At 53.0% G+C, this 24,253-nt stretch carries 18 protein-coding genes; 11 read left to right on the top strand and 7 right to left on the bottom strand.

The window, feature by feature from the left end; genetic code table 11:
- The first annotated feature begins 158 nt into the window (after positions 1 to 158).
- From pdhR to LZ634_RS11940, 5 genes are all read left to right on the top strand, one after another.
- Positions 159 to 923, top strand: coding sequence for a pyruvate dehydrogenase complex transcriptional repressor PdhR (pdhR, locus tag LZ634_RS11960; protein ID WP_234505246.1), 765 nt, complete (start codon positions 159 to 161; stop codon positions 921 to 923).
- A 161-nt stretch (positions 924 to 1,084) separates the two neighbouring features.
- Complete coding sequence (aceE, locus tag LZ634_RS11955; RefSeq protein WP_234505244.1) at positions 1,085 to 3,748, top strand: pyruvate dehydrogenase (acetyl-transferring), homodimeric type; 2,664 nt, start codon at positions 1,085 to 1,087, stop codon at positions 3,746 to 3,748.
- Positions 3,749 to 3,762: 14 nt separating this feature from the next.
- On the top strand, positions 3,763 to 5,667 hold the full coding sequence (gene aceF / locus LZ634_RS11950) for a pyruvate dehydrogenase complex dihydrolipoyllysine-residue acetyltransferase (RefSeq protein ID WP_234505242.1): 1,905 nt from the start codon (positions 3,763 to 3,765) through the stop codon (positions 5,665 to 5,667).
- Between the two features lie 207 nt (positions 5,668 to 5,874).
- Positions 5,875 to 7,299, top strand: coding sequence for a dihydrolipoyl dehydrogenase (lpdA, locus tag LZ634_RS11945; protein WP_234505333.1), 1,425 nt, complete (start codon positions 5,875 to 5,877; stop codon positions 7,297 to 7,299).
- 184 nt (positions 7,300 to 7,483) lie between these two features.
- Positions 7,484 to 7,741 carry a hypothetical protein gene (locus tag LZ634_RS11940; protein ID WP_234505240.1) on the top strand — a complete coding sequence of 86 codons (258 nt, stop codon included), beginning with the start codon at positions 7,484 to 7,486 and terminating at the stop codon, positions 7,739 to 7,741.
- A gap of 45 nt (positions 7,742 to 7,786) precedes the next feature.
- Here the strand turns inward: LZ634_RS11940 and LZ634_RS11935 are convergent, their stop codons facing one another.
- Positions 7,787 to 8,581, bottom strand: a complete 795-nt coding sequence (locus tag LZ634_RS11935) for a DUF2950 family protein (RefSeq protein WP_234505238.1) — start codon at positions 8,579 to 8,581, stop codon at positions 7,787 to 7,789.
- Between the two features lie 9 nt (positions 8,582 to 8,590).
- Positions 8,591 to 10,222: a DUF3300 domain-containing protein gene (locus LZ634_RS11930; protein WP_234505236.1), complete on the bottom strand. Its 1,632-nt coding sequence runs from the start codon at positions 10,220 to 10,222 to the stop codon at positions 8,591 to 8,593.
- Positions 10,223 to 10,581: 359 nt separating this feature from the next.
- Here LZ634_RS11930 and acnB point away from each other — a divergent pair, with 359 nt between their 5' ends.
- Positions 10,582 to 13,179, top strand: a complete 2,598-nt coding sequence (gene acnB / locus LZ634_RS11925; RefSeq protein ID WP_234505234.1) for a bifunctional aconitate hydratase 2/2-methylisocitrate dehydratase — start codon at positions 10,582 to 10,584, stop codon at positions 13,177 to 13,179.
- A 376-nt stretch (positions 13,180 to 13,555) separates the two neighbouring features.
- Complete coding sequence (yacL, locus tag LZ634_RS11920; RefSeq protein ID WP_052283005.1) at positions 13,556 to 13,918, top strand: protein YacL; 363 nt, start codon at positions 13,556 to 13,558, stop codon at positions 13,916 to 13,918.
- Positions 13,919 to 13,974: 56 nt separating this feature from the next.
- On the opposite strand, the gene LZ634_RS11915 is transcribed toward yacL, so the two are convergent.
- The 3 genes from LZ634_RS11915 to LZ634_RS11905 all read right to left on the bottom strand — a co-directional run bounded on the left by LZ634_RS11915 (position 13,975) and on the right by LZ634_RS11905 (position 16,712).
- Positions 13,975 to 15,651, bottom strand: a complete 1,677-nt coding sequence (locus LZ634_RS11915; RefSeq protein ID WP_234505233.1) for an FKBP-type peptidyl-prolyl cis-trans isomerase — start codon at positions 15,649 to 15,651, stop codon at positions 13,975 to 13,977.
- 41 nt (positions 15,652 to 15,692) lie between these two features.
- Positions 15,693 to 16,112, bottom strand: a complete 420-nt coding sequence (locus tag LZ634_RS11910) for a hypothetical protein (protein WP_234505229.1) — start codon at positions 16,110 to 16,112, stop codon at positions 15,693 to 15,695.
- A gap of 252 nt (positions 16,113 to 16,364) precedes the next feature.
- Positions 16,365 to 16,712, bottom strand: coding sequence for a YacC family pilotin-like protein (locus LZ634_RS11905; protein WP_052283002.1), 348 nt, complete (start codon positions 16,710 to 16,712; stop codon positions 16,365 to 16,367).
- Between the two features lie 144 nt (positions 16,713 to 16,856).
- Between LZ634_RS11905 and cueO the strand changes: the two genes are divergently transcribed.
- The gene (gene cueO / locus LZ634_RS11900) at positions 16,857 to 18,422 is read left to right on the top strand and encodes a multicopper oxidase CueO (RefSeq protein WP_234505227.1); all 1,566 of its coding nucleotides are present in this window, start codon (positions 16,857 to 16,859) and stop codon (positions 18,420 to 18,422) included.
- Positions 18,423 to 18,504: 82 nt separating this feature from the next.
- Here cueO and LZ634_RS11895 read toward each other — a convergent pair whose 3' ends face one another.
- Positions 18,505 to 20,895, bottom strand: a complete 2,391-nt coding sequence (locus tag LZ634_RS11895) for a glucose/quinate/shikimate family membrane-bound PQQ-dependent dehydrogenase (RefSeq protein WP_234505225.1) — start codon at positions 20,893 to 20,895, stop codon at positions 18,505 to 18,507.
- A gap of 204 nt (positions 20,896 to 21,099) precedes the next feature.
- Here LZ634_RS11895 and hpt point away from each other — a divergent pair, with 204 nt between their 5' ends.
- Positions 21,100 to 21,636, top strand: a complete 537-nt coding sequence (hpt, locus tag LZ634_RS11890) for a hypoxanthine phosphoribosyltransferase (RefSeq protein WP_234505223.1) — start codon at positions 21,100 to 21,102, stop codon at positions 21,634 to 21,636.
- A gap of 99 nt (positions 21,637 to 21,735) precedes the next feature.
- On the opposite strand, the gene can is transcribed toward hpt, so the two are convergent.
- A complete protein-coding gene (can, locus tag LZ634_RS11885; RefSeq protein WP_234505221.1) occupies positions 21,736 to 22,398 on the bottom strand; it encodes a carbonate dehydratase in 663 nt (220 codons plus the stop codon).
- Positions 22,399 to 22,499: 101 nt separating this feature from the next.
- Between can and LZ634_RS11880 the strand changes: the two genes are divergently transcribed.
- Together LZ634_RS11880 and LZ634_RS11875 are read left to right on the top strand one after the other, a co-directional pair.
- On the top strand, positions 22,500 to 23,426 hold the full coding sequence (locus LZ634_RS11880; protein ID WP_234505219.1) for an ABC transporter ATP-binding protein: 927 nt from the start codon (positions 22,500 to 22,502) through the stop codon (positions 23,424 to 23,426).
- Positions 23,423 to 24,193 carry an ABC transporter permease gene (locus tag LZ634_RS11875; protein ID WP_052282997.1) on the top strand — a complete coding sequence of 257 codons (771 nt, stop codon included), beginning with the start codon at positions 23,423 to 23,425 and terminating at the stop codon, positions 24,191 to 24,193. The genes LZ634_RS11880 and LZ634_RS11875 overlap by 4 nt, the downstream gene beginning before the upstream one ends.
- The last annotated feature ends 60 nt before the right edge of the window (positions 24,194 to 24,253 follow it).

Raw genomic sequence — 24,253 nt, 5'->3', positions numbered from 1 at the left:
GAAACATCATTTCTGTAATATTGTTAAAAAGTGCCGGGTTTACTGATTTCAATCAAAACCTGTATGGACAGAAGGTGAATACTTTGTTACTTTAGCGTCAAGAACATGAAATTGGTAAGACCAATTGACTTCGGGCAAATGGCTTAAGACAGGAAATCATGGCCTACAGCAAAATTCGCCAACCAAAACTCTCCGATGTGATTGAGCAGCAGTTGGAGTTTTTAATTCTTGAGGGGACTTTACGCCCCGGGGAAAAACTCCCACCGGAACGCGAGCTGGCAAAACAGTTCGACGTCTCCCGTCCCTCCTTACGCGAGGCGATTCAACGTCTCGAAGCGAAGGGGTTACTGCTGCGTCGTCAGGGTGGTGGCACTTTTGTTCAGAGCAGCCTGTGGCAGAGTTTTAGCGACCCACTGGTAGAACTGCTCTCCGACCATCCTGAATCCCAGTTTGACCTGCTTGAGACGCGCCATGCGCTGGAAGGTATTGCGGCCTATTACGCTGCATTACGTAGCACGGATGAAGACAAAACGCGTATCCGTGAACTCCACCATGCCATCGAGCTTGCTCAACAGTCCGGCGACCTTGACGGTGAATCTGATGCGGTACTTCAGTATCAAGTTGCTGTCACTGAAGCGGCACATAATGTCGTGCTGCTCCATTTGCTCAGATGTATGGAGCCGATGCTGGCGCAAAATGTTCGGCAAAACTTTGAATTGTTGTACGCGCGTCGCGAGATGCTGCCGCTAGTTAGCGGTCATCGTACCCGTATTTTTGAAGCGATTATCGCCGGAAAACCGGAAGAGGCACGCGAAGCGTCCCACCGTCACCTGGCGTTTATCGAAGATATTCTCCTGGACCGTAGCCGTGAGGAAAGCCGTCGTGAACGCTCCTTACGCCGCCTGGAGCAACGAAAGAATTAGTGATTTTTCTGGTAGAAATTTAACCAGAAGATGTTGTAAATCAAGCGCTATTTAACGCGCGGCAACTAAACGCAGAACCTGTCTTATTGTGCTCTTGAGTAAGAACACAATGGGACAGGTTCCAGATAACTCAACGTATTAGATAGATAAGGAATACCCCCATGTCAGAACGTTTACAAAATGACGTGGATCCGATCGAAACTCGCGACTGGCTACAGGCGATCGAATCGGTCATCCGTGAAGAAGGTGTTGAGCGTGCTCAGTATCTGGTCGACCAACTGCTTTCTGAAGCCCGCAAAGGCGGCGTTCAGGTAGCTGCTGGTGCAGGGGCGAGCGGTTACGTCAACACTATTGCCGTTGAAGATGAACCGGAATACCCGGGCAATCTGGAGCTGGAACGTCGTATTCGTTCTGCTATCCGCTGGAATGCCATCATGACCGTGCTGCGTGCGTCTAAAAAAGACCTCGAGCTGGGCGGCCACATGGCTTCCTTCCAGTCTTCCGCTACTTTCTATGAAGTGTGCTTTAACCACTTCTTCCGCGCCCGCAACGAGCAGGATGGCGGCGACCTGGTGTATTTCCAGGGCCACATCTCCCCGGGCGTGTACGCACGTGCGTTCCTCGAAGGCCGCCTGACCGAAGATCAGATGAACAACTTCCGTCAGGAAGTTCACGGTAAAGGTCTGTCTTCTTACCCGCACCCGAAACTGATGCCAACCTTCTGGCAGTTCCCGACCGTATCTATGGGTCTGGGTCCAATCGGTGCGATTTATCAGGCTAAATTCCTGAAATATCTGGAACACCGTGGTCTGAAAGACACCTCTAAGCAAACCGTTTATGCCTTCCTGGGCGACGGCGAGATGGATGAGCCAGAATCTAAAGGTGCGATCACCATCGCGACCCGTGAAAAACTGGACAACCTGGTCTTCGTTATCAACTGTAACCTGCAGCGTCTGGATGGCCCAGTCACCGGTAACGGCAAGATCATTAACGAACTGGAAGGCATCTTCGCAGGCGCTGGCTGGAACGTTATCAAGGTTATCTGGGGCGGTCGTTGGGATGAGCTGCTGCGTAAAGACACCAGCGGTAAACTGATCCAGCTGATGAACGAAACCGTTGACGGCGACTACCAGACCTTCAAATCCAAAGATGGCGCTTACGTTCGTGAGCACTTCTTCGGTAAATATCCAGAAACCGCAGCGCTGGTTGCTGACTGGAGCGACGAGCAGATCTGGGCACTGAACCGTGGTGGTCACGATCCTAAGAAAGTCTTCGCTGCACTGAAAAAAGCGCAGGAAACTACCGGTAAAGCGACCGTAATCCTTGCTCATACCATCAAAGGTTATGGCATGGGTGATACCGCTGAAGGTAAAAACATCGCTCACCAGGTTAAGAAAATGAACATGGACGGCGTACGCTACGTCCGCGATCGTTTCAACGTGCCTGTTGCCGATGCAGATATCGAAAAACTGCCATACGTGACCTTCCCGGAAGGTTCCGAAGAGCACACCTATCTGCACGCCCAGCGTCAGAAACTGCACGGTTATCTGCCAAGCCGTCAGCCTAACTTCGATGAGAAGCTGGAGCTGCCAACGCTGGAAGATTTCGGCCCGCTGCTGGAAGAGCAGAACAAAGAAATTTCTACCACCATCGCGTTTGTTCGTGCCCTGAACGTGATGCTGAAGAACAAGTCCATCAAAGACCGTCTGGTGCCAATCATCGCCGATGAAGCGCGTACCTTTGGTATGGAAGGCCTGTTCCGTCAGATCGGTATTTACAGCCCGAACGGCCAGCAGTACACCCCGCAGGACCGTGAGCAGGTTGCTTACTACAAAGAAGACGAAAAAGGTCAGATCCTGCAGGAAGGTATCAACGAACTGGGTGCCGGCGCATCCTGGCTGGCTGCTGCGACTTCTTACAGCACCAACAACCTGCCGATGATCCCGTTCTACATCTACTACTCCATGTTCGGGTTCCAGCGTATCGGCGACCTGTGCTGGCAGGCTGGCGACCAACAGGCTCGCGGCTTCCTGGTAGGTGGTACTTCCGGTCGTACGACGCTGAACGGTGAAGGTCTGCAGCACGAAGATGGTCACAGCCACATTCAGTCTCTGACTATCCCGAACTGTATCTCTTACGATCCGTCTTACGCGTACGAAGTTGCGGTCATCATGCATGACGGTCTGGAGCGTATGTACGGTGAAGCGCAAGAGAACGTTTACTACTACATCACTACGCTGAACGAAAACTACCACATGCCGGCTATGCCAGCAGGTGCCGAGGAAGGTATCCGTAAAGGTATCTACAAACTCGAAACCGTTGCAGGTAGCAAAGGTAAAGTTCAGCTGCTGGGCTCCGGTTCTATCCTGCGTCACGTTCGTGAAGCAGCACAGATCCTGGCGAACGATTACGGCGTAGGTTCTGACGTTTACTCCGTCACCTCCTTCACCGAACTGGCACGTGATGGCCAGGACTGTGAGCGCTGGAACATGCTGCACCCAATGGAAACTCCACGCGTTCCGTACATCGCTCAGGTGATGAACGATGCGCCGGCAGTCGCTTCCACTGACTATATGAAACTGTTTGCTGAGCAGGTTCGTACTTATGTACCGGCAGATGACTACCGCGTACTGGGTACCGACGGCTTTGGCCGCTCTGACAGCCGTGAAAACCTGCGTCACCACTTCGAAGTTGATGCTTCCTACGTGGTTGTAGCGGCACTGGGCGAACTGGCTAAACGTGGCGAAATCGATAAGAAAGTGGTTGCGGAAGCCATCACTAAATTCAATATCGATGCAGAAAAAGTTAACCCGCGTCTGGCGTAAGAGGTAAAGAAACAATGGCTATCGAAATCAATGTACCGGACATCGGGGCTGATGAAGTTGAAATCACCGAGATCCTGGTCAAAGTAGGCGACAAAGTTGAAGCTGAACAGTCGCTGATCACCGTAGAAGGCGACAAAGCCTCTATGGAAGTTCCGTCTCCTCAGGCTGGCGTTGTTAAAGAGATCAAAGTCTCTGTCGGCGACAAAACTGAGACCGGCAAACTGATCATGATTTTCGATTCCGCCGACGGTGCAGCAGCTGCTGCACCTGCCAAGGCAGAAGAGAAGAAAGAAGCGGCTCCGGCTGCAGCACCTGCTGCGGCAGCGGCAAAAGACGTACACGTACCTGACATCGGCGGCGACGAAGTTGAAGTTACCGAAATCATGGTCAAAGTGGGCAACACCGTTGCAGCAGAACAGTCTTTGATCACCGTTGAAGGCGACAAGGCTTCAATGGAAGTTCCTGCGCCATTCGCGGGTACCGTTAAAGAGATCAAAATCAACACCGGTGACAAAGTGTCGACGGGTTCCTTGATTATGGTCTTCGAAGTGGCAGGCGCAGCGCCTGCTGCGGCACCGGCTCAGGCTGCGGCTCCAGCTGCGGCGGCACCAGCAGCTTCCGGTTCTAAAGAAGTGAACGTACCGGACATCGGCGGTGACGAAGTTGAAGTGACCGAAGTGATGGTGAAAGTGGGCGATAAAATTGCCGCTGAACAGTCACTGATCACCGTTGAAGGCGACAAAGCCTCCATGGAAGTTCCGGCGCCGTTCGCGGGTACCGTGAAAGAGATCAAAATCAGCACCGGCGACAAAGTGTCTACCGGCTCCCTGATTATGGTCTTCGAAGTGGAAGGTGCTGCACCTGCAGCTGCTCCGGCACAAGCAGCAGCACCGGCTCCGGCCGCAGCACCTGCACCAGCCGCGGCACCTGCACCAGCCGCGGCACCTGCTCCAGCAGCCGCAGCAGCCGGTAAATCCGACTTTGCTGAAAACGACGCTTACGTCCACGCGACTCCGCTGATTCGTCGCCTGGCGCGCGAATTCGGTGTTAACCTGGCGAAAGTGAAGGGCACTGGCCGTAAAGGTCGTATCCTGCGTGAAGACGTGCAGTCTTACGTGAAAGACGCTATCAAGCGTGCTGAATCTGCTCCGGCAGCAGCCGCTGGCGGCGGTATCCCGGGCATGCTGCCTTGGCCGAAAGTTGACTTCAGCAAGTTTGGTGAAATCGAAGAAGTGGAACTGGGTCGTATCCAGAAAATCTCTGGTGCTAACCTGAGCCGTAACTGGATGATGATCCCGCACGTTACTCACTTCGACAAAACCGATATCACCGATCTGGAAGCGTTCCGTAAACAGCAGAACGCCGAAGCTGAGAAACGTAAACTGGACGTGAAATTCACCCCAGTGGTCTTCATCATGAAAGCGGTTGCCGCTGCTCTCGAGCAGATGCCACGCTTCAACAGCTCCCTGTCCGAAGATGGTCAGAAGCTGACGCTGAAGAAATACATCAACATCGGTGTTGCGGTTGATACGCCAAATGGTCTGGTTGTTCCAGTCTTCAAAGACGTGAACAAGAAGAGCATTACCGAGCTGTCCCGTGAACTGACTGTGATCTCTAAGAAAGCGCGTGACGGTAAGCTGACCGCTGGCGAAATGCAGGGCGGTTGCTTCACCATCTCCAGCATCGGCGGCCTGGGTACAACCCACTTCGCGCCGATTGTCAACGCGCCGGAAGTGGCGATCCTCGGTGTCTCCAAGTCTGCTATGGAGCCAGTGTGGAACGGTAAAGAGTTTATGCCGCGTCTGATGATGCCAATTTCTCTTTCCTTCGACCACCGTGTGATTGACGGTGCGGATGGTGCACGCTTTATCACCATCATTAACAACACGCTGTCCGACATTCGCCGCCTGGTGATGTAATGAAAAAGCCGGCCTGACGGCCGGCTTTTTTCTGATAACCTTGGACCTGTTTTGGGGTTATCAGCAACAAAGGACAAAATCGTTTGCCGTTTGTTGTTTAAAAATTGTTAACAATTTTGTAAAATACACGCGGATAGAACGTCCCGGTGGACATGGGCGTAAAAACATAAGCGTCAGACCCGCCGGATATAAATGATAGAGGTCATGATGAGCACTGAAATTAAAACTCAGGTCGTGGTACTTGGGGCGGGCCCGGCAGGTTACTCTGCTGCCTTCCGTTGCGCGGATTTAGGTCTGGAGACCGTAATCGTAGAACGTTACAGCACCCTGGGCGGTGTTTGTCTGAACGTTGGCTGTATCCCTTCTAAAGCGCTGCTGCACGTAGCAAAAGTTATCGAAGAAGCCAAAGCGCTGGCTGAGCACGGTATCGTCTTCGGCGAGCCGAAAACCGATATCGACAAAATTCGTACCTGGAAAGAGAAAGTTATCACTCAACTGACCGGCGGTCTGGCTGGTATGGCGAAAGGCCGTAAAGTGAAAGTGGTTAACGGTCTGGGTAAATTCACCGGAGCTAACACTCTGGAAGTGGAAGGCGAAAACGGCAAAACCGTGATCAACTTCGACAATGCCATCATCGCGGCGGGCTCCCGTCCGATTGAACTGCCATTTATTCCACACGAAGATCCACGCGTATGGGACTCCACAGACGCCCTGGAACTGAAAGAAGTGCCTAAGCGTCTGCTGGTTATGGGCGGTGGTATCATCGGTCTGGAAATGGGTACCGTATACCATGCTCTGGGTTCACAGATTGACGTGGTTGAAATGTTCGACCAGGTTATCCCGGCTGCCGATAAAGACATCGTTAAAGTCTTCACCAAGCGCATCAGCAAGAAGTTCAACCTGATGCTGGAAACCAAAGTGACCGCCGTTGAAGCAAAAGAAGACGGTATCTACGTTTCCATGGAAGGCAAAAAAGCCCCTGCTGAAGCACAGCGTTACGACGCAGTTCTGGTAGCAATCGGTCGTGTACCGAACGGTAAAAACCTCGACGCAGGCAAAGCAGGCGTGGAAGTTGACGACCGTGGCTTCATCCACGTCGACAAACAGCTGCGTACCAACGTACCGCACATCTTTGCTATCGGCGATATCGTCGGTCAGCCAATGCTGGCGCACAAAGGTGTTCACGAAGGTCACGTTGCCGCTGAAGTTATCGCCGGTAAGAAACACTACTTCGATCCGAAAGTGATCCCATCGATTGCTTACACTGAGCCAGAAGTTGCCTGGGTTGGTCTGACCGAGAAAGAAGCGAAAGAGAAAGGCATCAGCTACGAAACCGCCACCTTCCCGTGGGCTGCTTCTGGCCGTGCTATCGCTTCCGACTGCGCAGACGGTGTGACCAAACTGATCTTCGACAAAGAATCTCACCGTGTTATCGGTGGTGCGATTGTCGGCACCAACGGCGGCGAGCTGCTGGGTGAAATCGGTCTGGCTATCGAGATGGGCTGTGATGCAGAAGACATCGCGCTGACCATCCACGCTCACCCGACTCTGCACGAGTCTGTGGGCCTGGCAGCAGAAATCTTTGAAGGTAGCATTACCGACCTGCCGAACGCCAAGGCGAAGAAGAAGTAATTCTTCTGATGTAAAAAAGCGGCCTAACGGCCGCTTTTTTTATGCCTGTAAAACGTCAGAGGCAGTGGAGCGGTGAGCCATTGACTTAAAATATTTCACCCAAAATATTCGTAAACAACTGGTCATTATCTCGACAATGGTTTCGCTGTAAACTAATAGTGTGATAACTATATTGAGGTGAGATATGAAAACTTTTCTGACTACGACCCTACTCGCTACCGCTCTTATTTCAGGTTTCGCTGCGGCCAGCGATCCGCTTATTCCATGGGCCGATAATAGCGGCGGCACGGAATCCACGCACATTGCGCCGATGGGGCAGAACCTTAATGGGCACCACCAGGCCGTCACCAAAACGCAGGAAGGGGTGTGGGCGGCAAACTCTGGCAGTATTAAAGCCGATGAGCAAGCGCTGACCAGCGCTCAGCCTGCCGCCGCGCAGTAGGGTTGAGAGCCCGATAGTAAGACCTGGCTTACGCCAGGTCTTTTTTTACTGCGTCATTGCGTCCCAGGGTTTATCCCGGGTAAAGGCCTTCACCTCTGCGGCTTTTAATGCGGACTGCTTGCCCAGATTGGCCTGATATACCGTATCGTTCTGATCGACGATAAAACTCATGATGCCAGTTTCAGCAAACTTGACCGGCCAGGCGATCAGGGCAAAACCCTGCCGATCCTGATCGGCGATAATGCGGAAACGGTAACCGTGATAGCCTGCGTCAGGCAGGGTTGGGCTATAGGCCGGCCCTAATGGGCTGGGTTCCTCCCCGGGGTCCGTTGGCCAGTAAAGACCGTCTTTTTGTCCCTTGCTGCTCAGCAGTTTGGCTGCGTAATGCTGGAAGCGCTGATAGTAATCGTTCTGAGCATCCACATAAGCGTGCATGGCCTGAATTGCCGATAGCTCATTACGGCCTATTTCTCGGGTCTGAATCTCATCCTGACCCTCGGCCATATCGAAACGCCAGCCTTTGGCCGTTTTCACTATCGGGATTGGCAGCTGCCAGCCGTCGCTACCGACATTGAGATGGGCGGTGTCACCTTGTTCATCGATCTGATGACCTACTTCCCAGTCGCGCAGGAAGCGGGCAACGGCTTCGGGCTCATCTTCGCGCTGTGGGAGATACTGGCGCCAGTTATCGCCCAGCACCTGATTTAGCGCGTTATCGTCCTGAGTGGTTAGCGCCTCGGCAAAGGCGCTGGCGGCTTTTTCCGGCGTAGCATAATTTTGCTGGGCGAAAGCTGGCAGGGCGAACAGCGTTAGCAGACCGGTAATGATGAGTTTTTTCATTGCTTCTCCTTAGCGATGGCGCAGTTCGCGATGTTGAGAAAGATGTTCGCGTGCAGCCGATTTTTGCGCATCACTGATGCCCGATGCACTGCGGCTTTGCTGCCCCCGCTGATTCTGCGACTGCCAGGATGGCGAACGGCTATCGTTGCCGCTTAGCGCATTGGCTCGGAGGTTTTGCACCTGCTGCTGGCGATGCTGATACTGCTCCTCTGTGAGAGAGGAGTGCTGCTGGACCTGTTCGCGTCGCTGCTGCTGTGTCGTTGGATTTTGCAGATGGGACTTTGCATTCTCGCGGCGCTGCTGTTGTTGCGCCGTCGGATTTTGCATTTTTTGTTTCGCCGTCTGAGTCCCATCGTAGCCGCGATAGTTACTACGCTGGGTGATTTGGTGCAGCTGGTTAGATGCTGCCTGACGTTGAGCATCACGCGTTCCTGCCGCTGCGCCACTTCCTGGGGTTAGATTTTTGGCCGCACCGTCGTGGGTGCTGCGCTGGAATTGATTGAGTGCCGCCTGACGCTGGTTGTCCAGAGCCGCAGGTGCTTTTTGCGTAGTACTTAAGCCGCCCGGCACGTTGGTCTGGTGGAAGCGCTGCGCCACATTGTCATTGGGATACGGCAAGTTGTTGCGATACGCCGGGTTATGCTGCCAGTGAGTGTTATTACCGTTGAGGTGCTGCCCGGTGATGTGGTTGTAGTTATTGACGTCAATATTGATGTTGTTATTGCCGCCGCCGTGCCAGCCCCCATCGTGGTAATCATCATCGTGATGGTGATGATCGTCATCGTCATCCCAATCTATGCTGCTGAACAGCGCATAGGTGGTGGCTATACCAAGGCTGAAGCCCAGGCCGTTAACAAAGCTGTTGGTGAACTGCTGGCCCGGAGTCGGCGGCAAATAAACCGGAGGGTAGGCGGTGGAAGGCCAGGCGCCATATGCCGTATTTGGATTGTAAGTCGGTACATACACGACATTCGGGTCGGTGGACTCAATCTTAATCACCTGCGGCGGCGGTGCAGAAGCCGTTGGGGCTGTCGTGCCCGAGGATGTCGGGGCGGCAGCTTTCGCGGCGGTGGTAACCTTCTGCTGCGGCGTGGATTTCAACGTCCCCGTCTGTTGGGCCACCGCACGAAGTTTTTGTACCGAATTCATCACATCCTGCGACTGTGCCAGGAAGGCATTACCGAGATCCTGGACCCACTGTGGATTTTCGCCCATCAGTGACAGTAGCGCCGGAAACGCAACCAGCGATTTTACGCTCGGATCCCAAGGTTGATTGGCGACGGCCTGTACCGCAGCATCGCCTTTTTGAGTGGGATTGTCCTGCGACCACTGTACGGCCTGTAGCACATTGCTCGGGTAGGTGGAGGCCATCAGCACCTGCGACAGTAAGTTGTCGGGATACAGGGCAATGGGAGCCGTTAGCTGATCAATTTGCGCAGACGTGTAAGTTGACGCTGCGGGTTGGGCGCTGGCTGCGGACTCAACCGCTGGAGCAGTAGCGGGAGCCGGGGCGACGGGTTGAACCGCTGCCGCCGGTGGCGTATCGGCAGCACGGCTTTTGACATAGAGAGTACCGGAGGCCGCGAGCAATCCTGCACTGCAGATCAGCGCAAGGATATGGGGCTTAAATGGTAACGTCATTTGTTTCTCCTGGCGCAAATAGTTTGGCCTGTTGCAGAGAGTATTGTCGAAAATGTCAGCACTGGCGGAAGTATAGGGAGGCTTATTTTTCGTTTTTGACTTAAGTTGGGATCGCGGGCCGAAGTGTGTAACCGGATAAGATTATTGTGTCTAAAAAAACAGTTAAGAATGGGTTTATTTTGGCCTTAACGATTCAGCAAGTATTTAATGTTGCTTTTTTGTAAACGGATTAACACCCTCTGGAAATCCTGCTATGCTGGCCCACGCGGTACCGGGCTTTTACCCTACAAACTGCTGTCTCACAGGAGCGTGAAGAGATCGCCGACCGCATATGACAATGAGAGCGAGGAGATACCGTCGTGCTAAAAGAATACCGTGAGCACGTAGCTGAGCGTGCCGCCGAAGGGATTGTTGCCAAACCCTTAGATGCAACCCAAATGGCCGGCTTGGTTGAGCTGCTAAAGAATCCGCCTGTTGGCGAAGAAGAATTCCTGTTAGACCTGTTAATTAATCGTGTACCGCCAGGCGTTGATGAAGCCGCCTATGTTAAAGCGGGCTTCCTCGCAGCCGTTGCGAAAGGCGAAGCGACCTCTCCGCTGGTTACTCCTGAAAAAGCCGTTGAACTGTTAGGCACCATGCAGGGTGGCTACAACATCCATCCGCTGATCGACGCTCTGGACGATGCCAAACTGGCTCCTATCGCGGCGACCGCGCTGTCCCAGACTCTGCTGATGTTTGATAACTTCTACGATGTAGAAGAGAAAGCCAAAGCGGGCAATGCCTACGCGAAACAGGTTATCCAGTCCTGGGCTGACGCCGAATGGTTCCTGAACCGTCCTCAGCTGGCTGACAAAATCACCGTTACCGTCTTTAAAGTCACCGGCGAAACGAACACCGATGACCTGTCTCCGGCGCCGGATGCGTGGTCTCGTCCAGATATTCCACTGCACGCGCTGGCGATGCTGAAAAACGCCCGCGAAGGTATTGATCCGGATCAGCCGGGTGCCGTTGGCCCGATCAAACAGATCGAAGCGCTGCAGCAAAAAGGTTTCCCGCTGGCCTACGTTGGTGATGTTGTGGGTACCGGTTCTTCGCGTAAATCTGCAACCAACTCCGTGCTGTGGTTTATGGGCGACGACATTCCGCACGTGCCTAACAAGCGCGGCGGTGGTCTGTGCCTCGGCGGTAAAATTGCGCCAATCTTCTTCAACACCATGGAAGATGCGGGCGCGCTGCCAATCGAAGTTGATGTGAACAAGCTGAACATGGGCGACGTGATTGACGTTTACCCATTCAAAGGTGAAGTGCGTAATCACGAAACCAATGAACTGCTGGCAAACTTCGAACTGAAAACCGACGTACTGATCGACGAAGTTCGCGCCGGTGGCCGTATTCCGCTGATCATCGGTCGCGGCCTGACCACCAAGGCGCGCGAATCGCTGGGTCTGCCGCACAGCGACGTATTCCGTCAGGCGAAAGACGTGGCGGAAAGCAACCGCGGCTTCTCTCTGGCGCAGAAAATGGTTGGCCGTGCCTGCGGCGTTACCGGTATTCGCCCTGGCGCATACTGTGAGCCGAAAATGACCTCCGTGGGTTCTCAGGACACCACCGGCCCAATGACCCGTGATGAATTGAAAGACCTGGCGTGTCTGGGCTTCTCTGCGGATCTGGTGATGCAGTCCTTCTGTCATACCGCGGCGTATCCGAAGCCGGTTGACGTGACCACCCACCACACGCTGCCTGACTTCATTATGAACCGTGGCGGCGTGTCGCTGCGTCCGGGCGATGGCGTTATCCACTCCTGGCTGAACCGCATGCTGTTGCCAGATACCGTAGGCACCGGCGGTGATTCCCACACCCGTTTCCCAATCGGTATCTCCTTCCCGGCGGGCTCGGGTCTGGTAGCGTTTGCTGCTGCGACCGGCGTGATGCCATTGGATATGCCGGAATCTGTTCTGGTGCGCTTCAAAGGTAAAATGCAGCCGGGTATCACCCTGCGCGATCTGGTTCACGCCATTCCGCTGTACGCGATTCGTCAGGGCCTGTTGACCGTTGAGAAGAAAGGTAAGAAAAACATCTTCTCTGGCCGCATCCTGGAGATCGAAGGTCTGCCAGATCTGAAAGTGGAGCAGGCGTTCGAACTGACCGATGCTTCCGCTGAGCGTTCTGCTGCGGGCTGTACCATCAAGCTGAACCAGGCACCGATTATTGAGTACCTGACTTCCAACATCGTGCTGCTGAAGTGGATGATTGCAGAAGGCTACGGCGACCGTCGTACTCTGGAACGTCGTGTACAGGGCATGGAAAAATGGCTGGCGGATCCGCAGCTGCTGGAAGCCGATGCTGACGCAGAGTATGCGGCGGTGATCGACATCGATCTGGCAGATATCAAAGAGCCAATCCTGTGTGCACCGAACGATCCTGACGATGCCCGTCTGCTGTCTGACGTGCAGGGTGAGAAGATCGACGAAGTGTTCATCGGTTCCTGCATGACCAACATCGGCCACTTCCGCGCGGCGGGTAAACTGCTGGATGCGCATAAAGGCCAACTGCCAACACGTCTGTGGGTGGCTCCGCCAACCCGTATGGATGCAGCGCAGCTGACTGAAGAAGGCTACTACAGCGTGTTTGGTAAGAGCGGTGCGCGTATTGAAATCCCTGGCTGTTCCCTGTGTATGGGTAACCAGGCGCGCGTAGCTGACGGTGCAACGGTGGTTTCGACCTCTACCCGTAACTTCCCTAACCGCTTAGGTACCGGCGCTAATGTCTTCCTGGCTTCGGCTGAGCTGGCGGCAGTGGCGGCACTTATCGGTAAACTGCCGACGCCGGATGAGTATCAGACCTACGTGGCGCAGGTTGATAAGACGGCGGTCGATACCTACCGTTATCTGAACTTCGACCAGCTGGCTCAGTACACTGAGAAAGCCGATGGTGTGATTTTCCAGACCGCGGTTTAAGGTGATTTTTCGGGGAAAGCGTGTAAACGTCGCCCCCGTAAATGACGAAGGGGAAAGCATTGGCTTTCCCCTTTTTACTTCTGCGATACCCAGTAAAGGCCTATGACGGCTTTTACTCTTTTCCTGTTCACTTTTAACCGCACGGCAATCCATACTCTCACTCACCGCTGTTAAATTACGGCAAAGCGGGCCAGCATGTTGGCGTAGATGGCGGAATAATGCCCGGAAGTTGATGATAATACCGTCATACCGGTGGCTAACGTGCTTTTATTTGCATGAGCTCTACCTGGCGCGCTTTTTTTATTGCCCGCTGCTGCGATAATTACCTATAGGTACAATGCAGCGGTGACGCATTGCCTTTGTAGAGGAACAGATCATGGAATACGAATTTCTGCGCGACGTTACCGGAGGGGTAAGAGTACGTATGTCGATGGGCCACGAAGTGGTCGGTCACTGGTTTAATGAAGAGGTTAAAGACAACCTCTCGCTACTGGATGAAGTAGAGCAGGCCGCACGTACTGTAAAAGGCAGCGAACGTTCATGGCAGCGCGCCGGGCATGAGTACACCCTGTGGTTGGATGGTGAAGAAGTGATGATTCGCGCCAATCAACTGGAGTTCTCTGGCGATGAAATGGAAGAAGGGATGAACTACTACGACGAAGAGAGCCTGTCGCTCTGCGGTGTCGAAGACTTTTTGCAGGTTGTTGCCGCATATCGGCAATTTTTACAGCAGAAATAAGGTAGTGTGTGATTCGCCCGAAAAGCTAACGCCTCCTTTGCCGGGAGGCGTTTGCGTTATGGTTGTTTAGCCAGAGGATTAGCGGCTACGGCATTGACGATGCTGACCGAATAGACCATGGTTGCCCCTGGTGGGATTTTCGGGGGGCGGCCTTCAGCACCGTAGGCGCGCTCGGCAGGGATCACAATGGTCACCGTCCCGTGATTTTCCAGACGTTTGATTGCCGCAAGGAATATAGGGGGATAGGTTTTTAGCTTTTGCGACAGGACTTTATCCTCTGCGGCCATATCATTGATGACGGTTCCATCGGTAAGCATTTCCTTGATGGTGACGGTAACAATATCATCGTCATGAATCTTGCCTTCTCCCAGAGCATCAACGCGGCTATAGGCCCCTTGACTCAGCACGACACCTTTTTGTTTCGCGAATTCTTCCTGATAGTGCTTACCGTCATTTGCAGCCTGTTGCTCAATTTTCTGCAAACTTTTGGCTACCTTTTCAGAGGCGGTAAACAGGGCTTTATCCCGCGTTTTTTCATCTAAAGCGATCGTTCCTGAGAAGGCATCATCGATCCCCTGTAGAGCGGTGTTAAGATCGATTTTAACGCCCTGAGCATCTCGGGTTGACAGCATTTTCAATGCTTTATCTCCCATAGACACGCCAATGGCATACGCTTGTTGCTGAGATTCGCTGGACAGATCGACCGCCGATGCCTTTCTCTCAGTAGGAGGGCCGCTGAGTTGCTCATTGAGTTCCTGGATGCGAGCTGTTTGCGCCAGCAGGCGTTGTTTATCTTTCTCAGCTTGCTGGGTCAGCGCTTTGTTTTCCTCAGATGCCTGTTTCTGCTTGATGGTCAGTACATCAAGTTTTGTTGTCAACGTCAGCAGCTCGACCTTGGTATCGGTTAGTTTTGCCGTGACCATCTGTGTATCGGCAGCTGCAATACCGAGCTTTTCCGTTAACGCCTCTTTTTCCGCCGTGCTGGCGTTAAGCTCTACGAGAAGGTTTTCTTTCTCACTTTCAGCATCACTGACTTTTTTGCTGAAAGCCTGCTGCTCTGCCTCGGCTGTCGTCAGCTTTTCGCTGAGAATACGCTTATCCGATACAGCTAGAGCCAGCTTGTTTGCCATTTCCTTATTTTTATTTTCAGTGTTTGCCAACTGTATTTTTAGCTCTTGCTCCTGTGCGGCGACCGTAGACAGGAATGTTTCGAGCTTATGCTTCTCTGATTCAACAAGGGAAAGCTTTGCCGCCTGCTGTACAACCGTTTTATCTGTTTCTGCAGACTTGGCGGTGTTCTGCGTTTTTGTTTTATCTGCGTTGAGCGCTTGTTGGATTAACTGCTGTTTTTCCGCAGTGGTCGCGTCGAGTTTTTCCTGCAACTGTTTCAGTTTCGCGAGCAGCGCCAGCTGCCGATCGGGTGTCGGTGATACTGCGGCGGATTTCTCCGCCAGCAGCTTTTGCAACTGGTGAATTGTTTTATCTTTTTGCGCAATAATTGAAGATTGATCTGTGATTTTTTTGTTGTGTTGAGATTTTGAACGATTAACGGTTTCAGTATTTATTGATTTGCTCTCAGTAATTTTTTCTGGAACTTTATTTTCCTGTGTTTGCTGTTGTGCATAATTCAGAAATGCCGGGGCTGAACCGTTGCTGTTTGAATTCGCCGTTATGTTCGCTAACGTCTCTTTTTCGGCATAAGCATTATGCGATAACGATAGCGCTAACATCATTATTAGCGCCAGAGTATTAACATAATGCGTAATCAATCTTTTCATGATTTAATATTGTCGCCACGCTTAACCAGGCTGTCTATCAACTCCTTTTCGATATCAGCGCACAGCTTGATTGACTTAAACTGATACATTGAGTCAATCCCTTGTTTGGTCGGTTCGGCCACCTTATTTCGCACGGCATTGTACTGTGATGCTGCATTGATTAATGCCGTAAAGTCACTACCCAGTTTTGTGGCCTGTTGAGGGTTCACTTCTTTTAGCGACTCTAAAGCCTGACGACAGGTATTAATACGTTCTTGCTCACTGGCGACTCGACGTTGCTCAGTTTGTTGTTGAGTTAACTCACTCTCTGATGACGGCTTTGTCAGCCCAGAGGATTGTTGGGATTGAGTCGAATGACAGCCGGATAAAAAAATAATAGCCAGCGGTACGATGCGGATAATAGCTGATATATTCAAGGTCTCATTCCATTGATGGTCGGTTTTGATATTGAGCGATGGTAGTGATGGGATGTTAATAATGCAACGCGTGGTGGCGTGTTTTTTAATATATGAATTGTGATTTTTTTATTTATTAGTTAACGAAACGCTTAATGAATTGTTGAATTGATATGTGAATTAAATATAAGAGTTTATGAAGCTTCTGCGGCAGTATTTCACAATGTAGCCGCTTGATACGGCTACCTGTTTATCTCACTCGAAAGTCTCTTTTTATTTTACGTATGCGAGTAGGCTCAGTGAGTCCCGGGCCAGCGCTTTGCATTTTTTCGCAGTTGGGATACCGATACCGCTCAGATCGCGATAGCTATCTTCACCCAGCGCTTTCATGTTGAAGGTATCGTAGTTGCTCAGATCCCACTGGTTTTGCTGGGCAAAAAAGACCAGCGCGCGACGAATTTGCGTATTAGGGAGGTTCTGGTAGCCACAGTCATTTTTCAGGAACACAAATACCGCCGTCAAATCGGCCATATCTTCCGCTTCAGACTCGCTTAATGCATAGCTCGAGCTGGATATCGCCAGTAGCGATCCAAGCAGCACAGTTCGGAAAAACATCGTCATTTCTTATACCTTACATCGTCGATATTCAACGTTAACATACTTCCCAACGGGACGGGGAGCATTATTCGCCGCTTTATGCTTGACCTTCCTGCAGGGGTAGGGTTTAAGCTCAATTAATCACCAGAAGCCGAAAAGGATGTAACGATGCATCGTCGTGATTTTATCAAACTGGGTGCCGCTATCGGCGCCGTTAGCGCCTTGCCTCTGTGGAGCCGAGCGGTATTCGCTGCCGAACGCACCACGCTTCCCATTCCACCTTTACTGACCGCTGATGCGAACAACCAGATACTCATTAACGTGCAGGCCGGAAAGACGACGTTTGGCGGGAAAACGGCAACCACCTGGGGATATAACGGAAACCTTCTAGGCCCGGCTATACAGCTGGAGCAATGGAAGCCGGCGACGGTAAAAATTAGCAACAGCCTGGCCGAAGAAACCACCGTGCACTGGCATGGGCTGGAAGTCTCTGGCGATGTTGACGGTGGGCCGCAGGGCGTCATTCAGCCCGGAGCCAGTCGTACGGTCAGCTTCACGCCAACGCAGCGCGCGGCAACCTGTTGGTTCCACCCGCATCAGCACGGAAAAACCGGGCATCAGGTCGCGATGGGACTGGCAGGGCTGGTATTGATTGACGATGAAGACACCCGCAAGCTGATGCTGCCAAAACAGTGGGGTATCGATGATATTCCGGTGATTATGCAGGATAAGAAATTCACCGCAGCGGGCGAAATTGACTACCAGCTCGATATCATGAGCGCAGCGGTCGGCTGGTTTGGCGATACCCTGCTGGCTAACGGCGTCCAGTATCCGCAGCACGCGCCACCGCGCGGTTGGGTGCGATTGCGTCTGTTGAACGGTTGCAACGCCCGCTCGCTGACGATTGCCGCCAGCGATAAGCGCGCGCTGTACGTGATTGCCAGCGACGGTGGTCTACTGGCCGAGCCGGTGCAGGTCAGTGAACTGTCGATGCTGATGGGCGAGCGTTTTGAAGTGCTGGTGGATGTCCGTGATGGCAAACCGTTTGATCTGGTTACGCTGCCGGTGACGCAGATGGGGATGGCCGTTGCGCCATTTGACAAGGCGGTACCGATCCTGCGCGTGCAGCCGGTGGGGATTCCCGGTTCGGGTACGCTGCCGGATTCGCTGGCCTCTATGCCCGCGCTTCCTTCGCTGGACGGACTGATTCAGCGTAAGCTTCAGCTGTCGATGGACCCGATGCTCGACATGATGGGGATGCAGGCGCTGATGAAGAAGTACGGCAATCAGGCGATGGGCGGCATGGACCACGGCAATATGATGGGACATGGCAGCATGAAAATGGATCATGGTGGAATGGGCAATATGCACCATGGCGACGGCGGCTTTGATTTCCATAATGCTAACCGTATTAACGGAAAAGCATTTGATATGAATGAGCCGATGTTTGCCGCGACGAAAGGGCAGTACGAGCGCTGGGTGATTTCCGGTGAAGGCGACATGATGCTGCATCCATTCCATATCCATGGCACCCAGTTCCGTATTTTACGTGAAAACGGCCAGTCCCCGGCGGCACATCGTACGGGCTGGAAAGATACGGTACGCGTGGAAGACGGGGTGAGCGAAGTGCTGGTGAAATTCGACCACGAGGCGTCGAAAGAGAACATGTATATGGCGCACTGTCATCTGCTGGAACATGAAGATACCGGCATGATGCTCGGATTTACCGTATAAAAAAGCCGGATGCGCGTGAACGTCATCCGGCCTGTCGTCAAACCCCGAGTGTGTTTATATCGCCTCGGGGTTTTTCTTGCGCTTACTTCGCATCATCCGGGAGGGCGTAGGCAACGATGTAGTCGCCCATTTTGGTGCCAAACGAACCGTGGCCACCGGCGGAGATGACAACATACTGCTTGCCATTCACTTCATAGGTCATTGGTGTTGCCTGGCCGCCTGCTGGCAGACGTCCTTGCCACAGTTTCTCACCGTTGCTCATGTTATAAGCGCGCAGATAGTTATCCGCGGTAGCGGCGATAAACAGCACGTTACCGGCCGTCGAAATTGGGCCTCCCAGCATCGGCATCCCCATATTGAACGGCAGCGGAATTGGCATTGGGAACGGCAGGCTATCCTGCGGTGTACCCAGACGTTTTTTCCATACCACTTCGTTGGTTTTCAGATCCAGCGCCGAAATGTAACCCCAGGCCGGCTGTTTGCACGGCAGACCAAACGGTGACAGGAAGGCGTTCAGCGTCACGCCAAACGGTACGCCATACTGCGGCTGAATACCGGACTCGGTGCCGCTGGATTTCGCATCTTTCGGCGGCTCCATTGGGTTGCCCGGGCCACGAGGGATCAGCTTCGATACGAACGGCAGCGCCATCGGGTTGGCAATAGCCACCTGACGGTTTGGATCGACGGAGATACCGCCCCATTCAAACATCCCCAGGTTACCCGGGAATACCAGCGTGCCTTGCTCAGACGGTGGGGTGAAGATGCCTTCATAGCGCATCTGGTGGAACATCACGCGGCACACCAACTGGTCAAACATGGTGGCGCCCCACATATCTGCGCCGGTCAGATCTTTCTTCGGACGGAAGCTCAGGTCAGAGAATGGCTGTGTTTTGGTAACGTAGTCGCCTTTAGCAGCACCCTGTGGAACCGGTTTTTCCGGCGCCGGGACAACCAGCTCGCCGTTACGACGGTCCAGCACGAAGATGTTGCCGGTTTTTGCTGGGGCATAGACAACCGGGACTTTTTTGCCGTTAACCGTAATATCCGCAAGCGTTGGCTGAGACGGCATATCCATATCCCACAGGTCGTGGTGTACGGTTTGATAGCTCCAGGCCAGCTTACCGGTGGTCGCATTCAGCGCCACAATTGAGCTCGCATAGCGCTCCTGCTCAGGTGTGCGATTACCGCCCCAGATATCCGGCGTGGTCACGCCCATCGGCAGGTAAACCAGGTCCAGCTTCGCATCATAGGCGGCTGGCGCCCACGAATTTGGCGAGTTGAGCGTGTAATGGTGTTCGTCATCCGGGATGGCGTTCGGGTCTTTGGCACCTGGATCGAAGGCCCACAGCAGCTTGCCGCTGTTGATGTCAAAACCACGAATCACGCCTGAAGGCTCGCGGGTTGAGAAGTTATCGGTGACAGCACCGGCAATCACAATCACTTTATCGGTGACGATAGGCGGTGAAGTCGGTTCGTACATTCCCGGCGTTGTGACCGGCATATTGGTTTGCAGATTGAGGATGCCTTTGTTAGCAAAGGACTCGCACAGCTTACCGGTATCGGCGTTGAGCGCAAAGATACGACCGTCGTTCACCGGCAGGATGATGCGACGCGGACAGTCGGCCACCACATCCGGTGAAGCGTTATCGGCAGTGGCTTCATGGTATGAAACGCCGCGACAGGTCACGTGCTGGAAGCTTGGGTCGGTGCCCAGCTGTGGGTCGAAGTGCCATTTTTCTTTACCTGTTGCTGCGTCCAGTGCGAATACGCGCTGGTGAGCGGTACACAGATACAGCATATTGCCGATTTTAATCGGCGTCACTTCGTTGGTGATTTCACCCGGATCGTTAGGCTGCTTCAGGTCGCCGGTGTGGAACACCCACGCTTCCTTCAGGTTGTGTACGTTATCCGCGTTGATTTGCTTAAGCGGGGAGAAACGCTGGCCTTCCTGATTACGTCCGTAAGCCGGCCAATCCTGATCGGCAACCTGCGAGATAGGCTCGGCAGGTGTGGCATCAGCGCTCAGCGTACCATTCACCTCCTGTGGGTCGTTGAAACCGGCCCAGGTGAGGATCCCGGCGCTAATCAGCAGAGCAACCAGCAGGGCGGCTACCGCACCGCTGGAAGGCACCACCAGACGATGCCAGACGAACGGCAAAATTAGCCACACGCCGAAGATAACCAGCACATCGCTGCGCGGCGTCAGCGCCCAGAAGTCAAAGCCGACTTCCCAGACGCCCCAGACCATGGTGGCGACCAGCAGTACCGCGTAAAGCCACAGCGCTGAACGCTTCGCGCGCCACAGCATTACGGTAATACCCAGCATTACCAGACCGGCAATCGGGTAGTACCAGGAGCCGCCGATGGCGACCAGCCAGATGCCGCCGATTAACAGATACAGCCCGCAGAATGCGGCAAAGAGGGCCGTTAGCCTCACGAGTAACCGTGATTGTTGAGATTTTGTTTCTGCCATAGAAAGGTGTCCATTCGTTTGTTAATTATTGCTTTCATTTCATTATAGGATTTAACAAGTGTGATCGAAATCACAAAATGAGCTTTATTATCCAATTAGCCGCCCGATCCGTTTTGCTGGTATACTTTCCCGCTTGCTGATCAATCTGCTGGCTCTGGGTTAACGGGTTGAGTGATTTACATTTAAAATCATGTGGTTAGTTAAATGAAACATACTGTTGAAGTGATGATCCCGGAAGCGGAGATCAAAGCGCGTATCGCCGAATTGGGTCGTCTGATTAACGAGCGCTATCAGGATAGCGGCAGCGAAATGGTGTTAGTGGGTTTGCTGCGCGGCTCGTTCATGTTCATGGCTGATCTGTGCCGCGAAGTACAGGTTCCGCACGAAGTCGATTTTATGACGGCATCCAGCTATGGCAGCGGTATGTCCACTACCCGCGACGTGAAAATCCTCAAAGATCTCGACGAAGATATTCGTGGCAAAGACGTGCTGATCGTGGAAGACATTATCGACTCAGGTAATACCCTGTCGAAAGTGCGTGAAATTCTGGGGCTGCGTGAACCGAAGTCTCTGGCTATCTGTACGTTGCTGGATAAACCGTCCCGCCGTGAAGTAGAAGTGCCGGTTGAGTTTATCGGCTTCTCCATCCCTGACGAGTTTGTGGTCGGTTACGGTATCGACTACGCGCAGCGTTATCGCCATCTGCCTTACGTGGGCAAAGTAGTGATGCTGGACGAGTAATTTTGCATGAAGCGCCTGAGGGCGCTTCGCTTATCGGGCCTAGGGATGCAGATTCGTAGGCCGGGTAAGGCGTTATCGCCACCACCCGGCATAAGCGGTCTATTTGTGATTGATGTGCTTTAACTTGAGGTTGGAAATCCCATGGCGGTAACGCTGTTCCAGGGTTTCGCGGCTAGTGGCGGTAACATCAAGATCGCGCAGCAGGCCATCGTGAATGCCGTAAGCCCAACCGTGAATCATCACCTTCTGACCACGCTTCCATGCTGATTGCATAATCGTGGAATGGCCGAGGTTATACACCTGTTCCATCACGTTCAGTTCGCACAGCGTATCGAGGCGACGTTCCGGCGGCATCTCGCCAAGCAATGAGCTATGTTTGAACCAGATATCGCGGATGTGCAGCAGCCAGTTGTCGATAAGCCCTAATTCTGGATTTTCTATCGCCGCCTGAACGCCGCCGCAGCCGTAGTGACCACAGATAATAATGTGTTCAACTTCCAGCACATCAACGGCATACTGCACCACGGAAAGGCAGTTGAGATCGGTATGAATCACCAGGTTGGCCACATTACGGTGAACAAACAGTTCGCCAGGTTCGAGTCCGGTCAAACGTTCGGCAGGAACGCGGCTGTCAGAACACCCAATCCATAAAAAGCGCGGTTTTTGCGCTTGCGACAGTTTCTCAAAAAAACCGGGATCCTCTTCTACCAGCATTTTTGACCATAGTGCGTTATTGCTGATGAGTGTATCTATGTCGTTCATGGAGGCTGTAACCAAGTAAATTGCGTTGGGCTAATATAGGGCAACTCCTGATTTATTAAAACCAAATATCAAGTATCAGAATGTAAGGTAAGCGAAAATCTATGACCATTGCACTGGAATTAGAGCAACTGACAAAGACCTATCCCGGCGGCGTTCAGGCGTTGCGTGGGATAGATTTAAAAGTTGAAGCCGGCGATTTTTACGCGCTTCTGGGGCCGAATGGCGCGGGGAAATCGACCACCATCGGCATTATCAGTTCGCTGGTGAATAAGACGTCCGGGCGCGTTAGCGTCTTTGGCTACGACCTGCAAAAGGACGTGGTCAATGCGAAACGCCAACTGGGGCTGGTGCCGCAAGAATTTAACTTCAACCCATTTGAAACCGTGCAGCAAATCGTGGTGAACCAGGCGGGCTACTACGGCGTAGAATATAAAGAAGCGATGATTCGCAGCGAAAAATACCTCAAGCAGCTCGATTTGTGGGAAAAACGCAACGAACGTGCACGGATGCTTTCCGGTGGGATGAAGCGCCGTCTGATGATTGCCCGTGCGCTGATGCACGAGCCAAAACTGCTGATTCTTGATGAACCCACGGCGGGCGTAGATATCGAACTGCGTCGCTCAATGTGGGGGTTCCTCAAGGATCTCAACGATAAAGGCACCACCATTATTCTCACCACGCACTATCTGGAAGAGGCAGAAATGCTGTGCCGCAATATCGGCATTATCCAGCGCGGTGAGTTGGTGGAAAACACCTCGATGAAAAATCTGCTTTCCAAACTGAAGTCAGAGACCTTTATCCTCGACCTGGCGCCAAAAAGCCCGCTGCCGAAGCTGGAAGGCTACCAGTACAGTCTGGTCGATACCTCGACGCTGGAAGTTGAAGTGCTGCGCGAGCAGGGAATTAACAGCGTCTTCGCCCAGCTCAGTGCGCAGGGCGTTCAGGTGCTGAGTATGCGTAACAAAGCGAACCGTCTGGAAGAGCTGTTTGTTTCGTTGGTTCATGAAAAACAAGGAGATGACGCATGATGCAGCTTTATTGGGTCGCGCTGAAAAGCATCTGGGCGAAAGAGATCCACCGCTTTATGCGTATCTGGGTACAGACGCTGGTGCCACCCGTCATCACCATGACGCTGTACTTTATTATCTTCGGTAACCTGATTGGCTCGCGGATTGGTGAAATGCATGGTTTTAGCTACATGCAGTTTATCGTGCCGGGCTTAATCATGATGGCGGTTATCACCAACGCCTATGCTAACGTCGCCTCGTCGTTCTTCAGCGCCAAGTTCCAGCGCAACATCGAAGAACTGCTGGTTGCGCCGGTGCCGACGCACGTCATCATCGCTGGCTTTGTTGGCGGCGGTGTGGCGCGCGGTCTGTGCGTGGGCGTTCTGGTAACGGCGATTTCGCTGTTCTTCGTCCCATTCCAGGTGCACTCATGGGTGTTTGTAGCGCTCACGCTGGTGCTGACCGCAGTGCTGTTCTCGCTGGCTGGGTTGTTGAACGCGGTATTTGCCAAAACCTTTGACGACATTAGCCTGATCCCGACCTTCGTGCTGACGCCGCTGACTTACCTTGGCGGGGTGTTCTATTCGCTGACGCTGCTGCCACCGTTCTGGCAGGCGCTGTCGCACCTGAACCCGATTGTCTACATGATTAGCGGTTTCCGCTACGGTTTCCTCGGTATTAACGATGTGCCGCTGGTAACGACCTTTGGCGTGCTGGTGGTGTTTATTGCTGCCTTCTACCTGCTTTGCTGGTATCTCATCCAGCGCGGACGTGGTCTGCGTAGCTAATTACGCTGTTATTCCCGGCAGTTAACTCCTGCCGGGATGCGTTTTTTGACAGTCATCACC

This window comes from Kluyvera intermedia (assembly GCF_021440345.1).
Lineage (GTDB): Bacteria > Pseudomonadota > Gammaproteobacteria > Enterobacterales > Enterobacteriaceae > Kluyvera > Kluyvera intermedia_A.
The sequence above is the reverse complement of the archived record's forward strand: the minus strand, read 5'-3'. Positions and strand labels throughout refer to the sequence as shown.

Coding starts and splice junctions, on each gene's coding strand:
- pdhR (WP_234505246.1), top strand. CDS start 159: ATGGCCTACAGCAAAATTCGCCAACCAAAACTCTCCGATGTGATTGAG.
- aceE (WP_234505244.1), top strand. CDS start 1,085: ATGTCAGAACGTTTACAAAATGACGTGGATCCGATCGAAACTCGCGAC.
- aceF (WP_234505242.1), top strand. CDS start 3,763: ATGGCTATCGAAATCAATGTACCGGACATCGGGGCTGATGAAGTTGAA.
- lpdA (WP_234505333.1), top strand. CDS start 5,875: ATGAGCACTGAAATTAAAACTCAGGTCGTGGTACTTGGGGCGGGCCCG.
- LZ634_RS11940 (WP_234505240.1), top strand. CDS start 7,484: ATGAAAACTTTTCTGACTACGACCCTACTCGCTACCGCTCTTATTTCA.
- LZ634_RS11935 (WP_234505238.1), bottom strand. CDS start 8,581: ATGAAAAAACTCATCATTACCGGTCTGCTAACGCTGTTCGCCCTGCCA.
- LZ634_RS11930 (WP_234505236.1), bottom strand. CDS start 10,222: ATGACGTTACCATTTAAGCCCCATATCCTTGCGCTGATCTGCAGTGCA.
- yacL (WP_052283005.1), top strand. CDS start 13,556: ATGGAATACGAATTTCTGCGCGACGTTACCGGAGGGGTAAGAGTACGT.
- LZ634_RS11915 (WP_234505233.1), bottom strand. CDS start 15,651: ATGATGTTAGCGCTATCGTTATCGCATAATGCTTATGCCGAAAAAGAG.
- LZ634_RS11905 (WP_052283002.1), bottom strand. CDS start 16,712: ATGACGATGTTTTTCCGAACTGTGCTGCTTGGATCGCTACTGGCGATA.
- cueO (WP_234505227.1), top strand. CDS start 16,857: ATGCATCGTCGTGATTTTATCAAACTGGGTGCCGCTATCGGCGCCGTT.
- LZ634_RS11895 (WP_234505225.1), bottom strand. CDS start 20,895: ATGGCAGAAACAAAATCTCAACAATCACGGTTACTCGTGAGGCTAACG.
- hpt (WP_234505223.1), top strand. CDS start 21,100: ATGAAACATACTGTTGAAGTGATGATCCCGGAAGCGGAGATCAAAGCG.
- can (WP_234505221.1), bottom strand. CDS start 22,398: ATGAACGACATAGATACACTCATCAGCAATAACGCACTATGGTCAAAA.
- LZ634_RS11880 (WP_234505219.1), top strand. CDS start 22,500: ATGACCATTGCACTGGAATTAGAGCAACTGACAAAGACCTATCCCGGC.
- LZ634_RS11875 (WP_052282997.1), top strand. CDS start 23,423: ATGATGCAGCTTTATTGGGTCGCGCTGAAAAGCATCTGGGCGAAAGAG.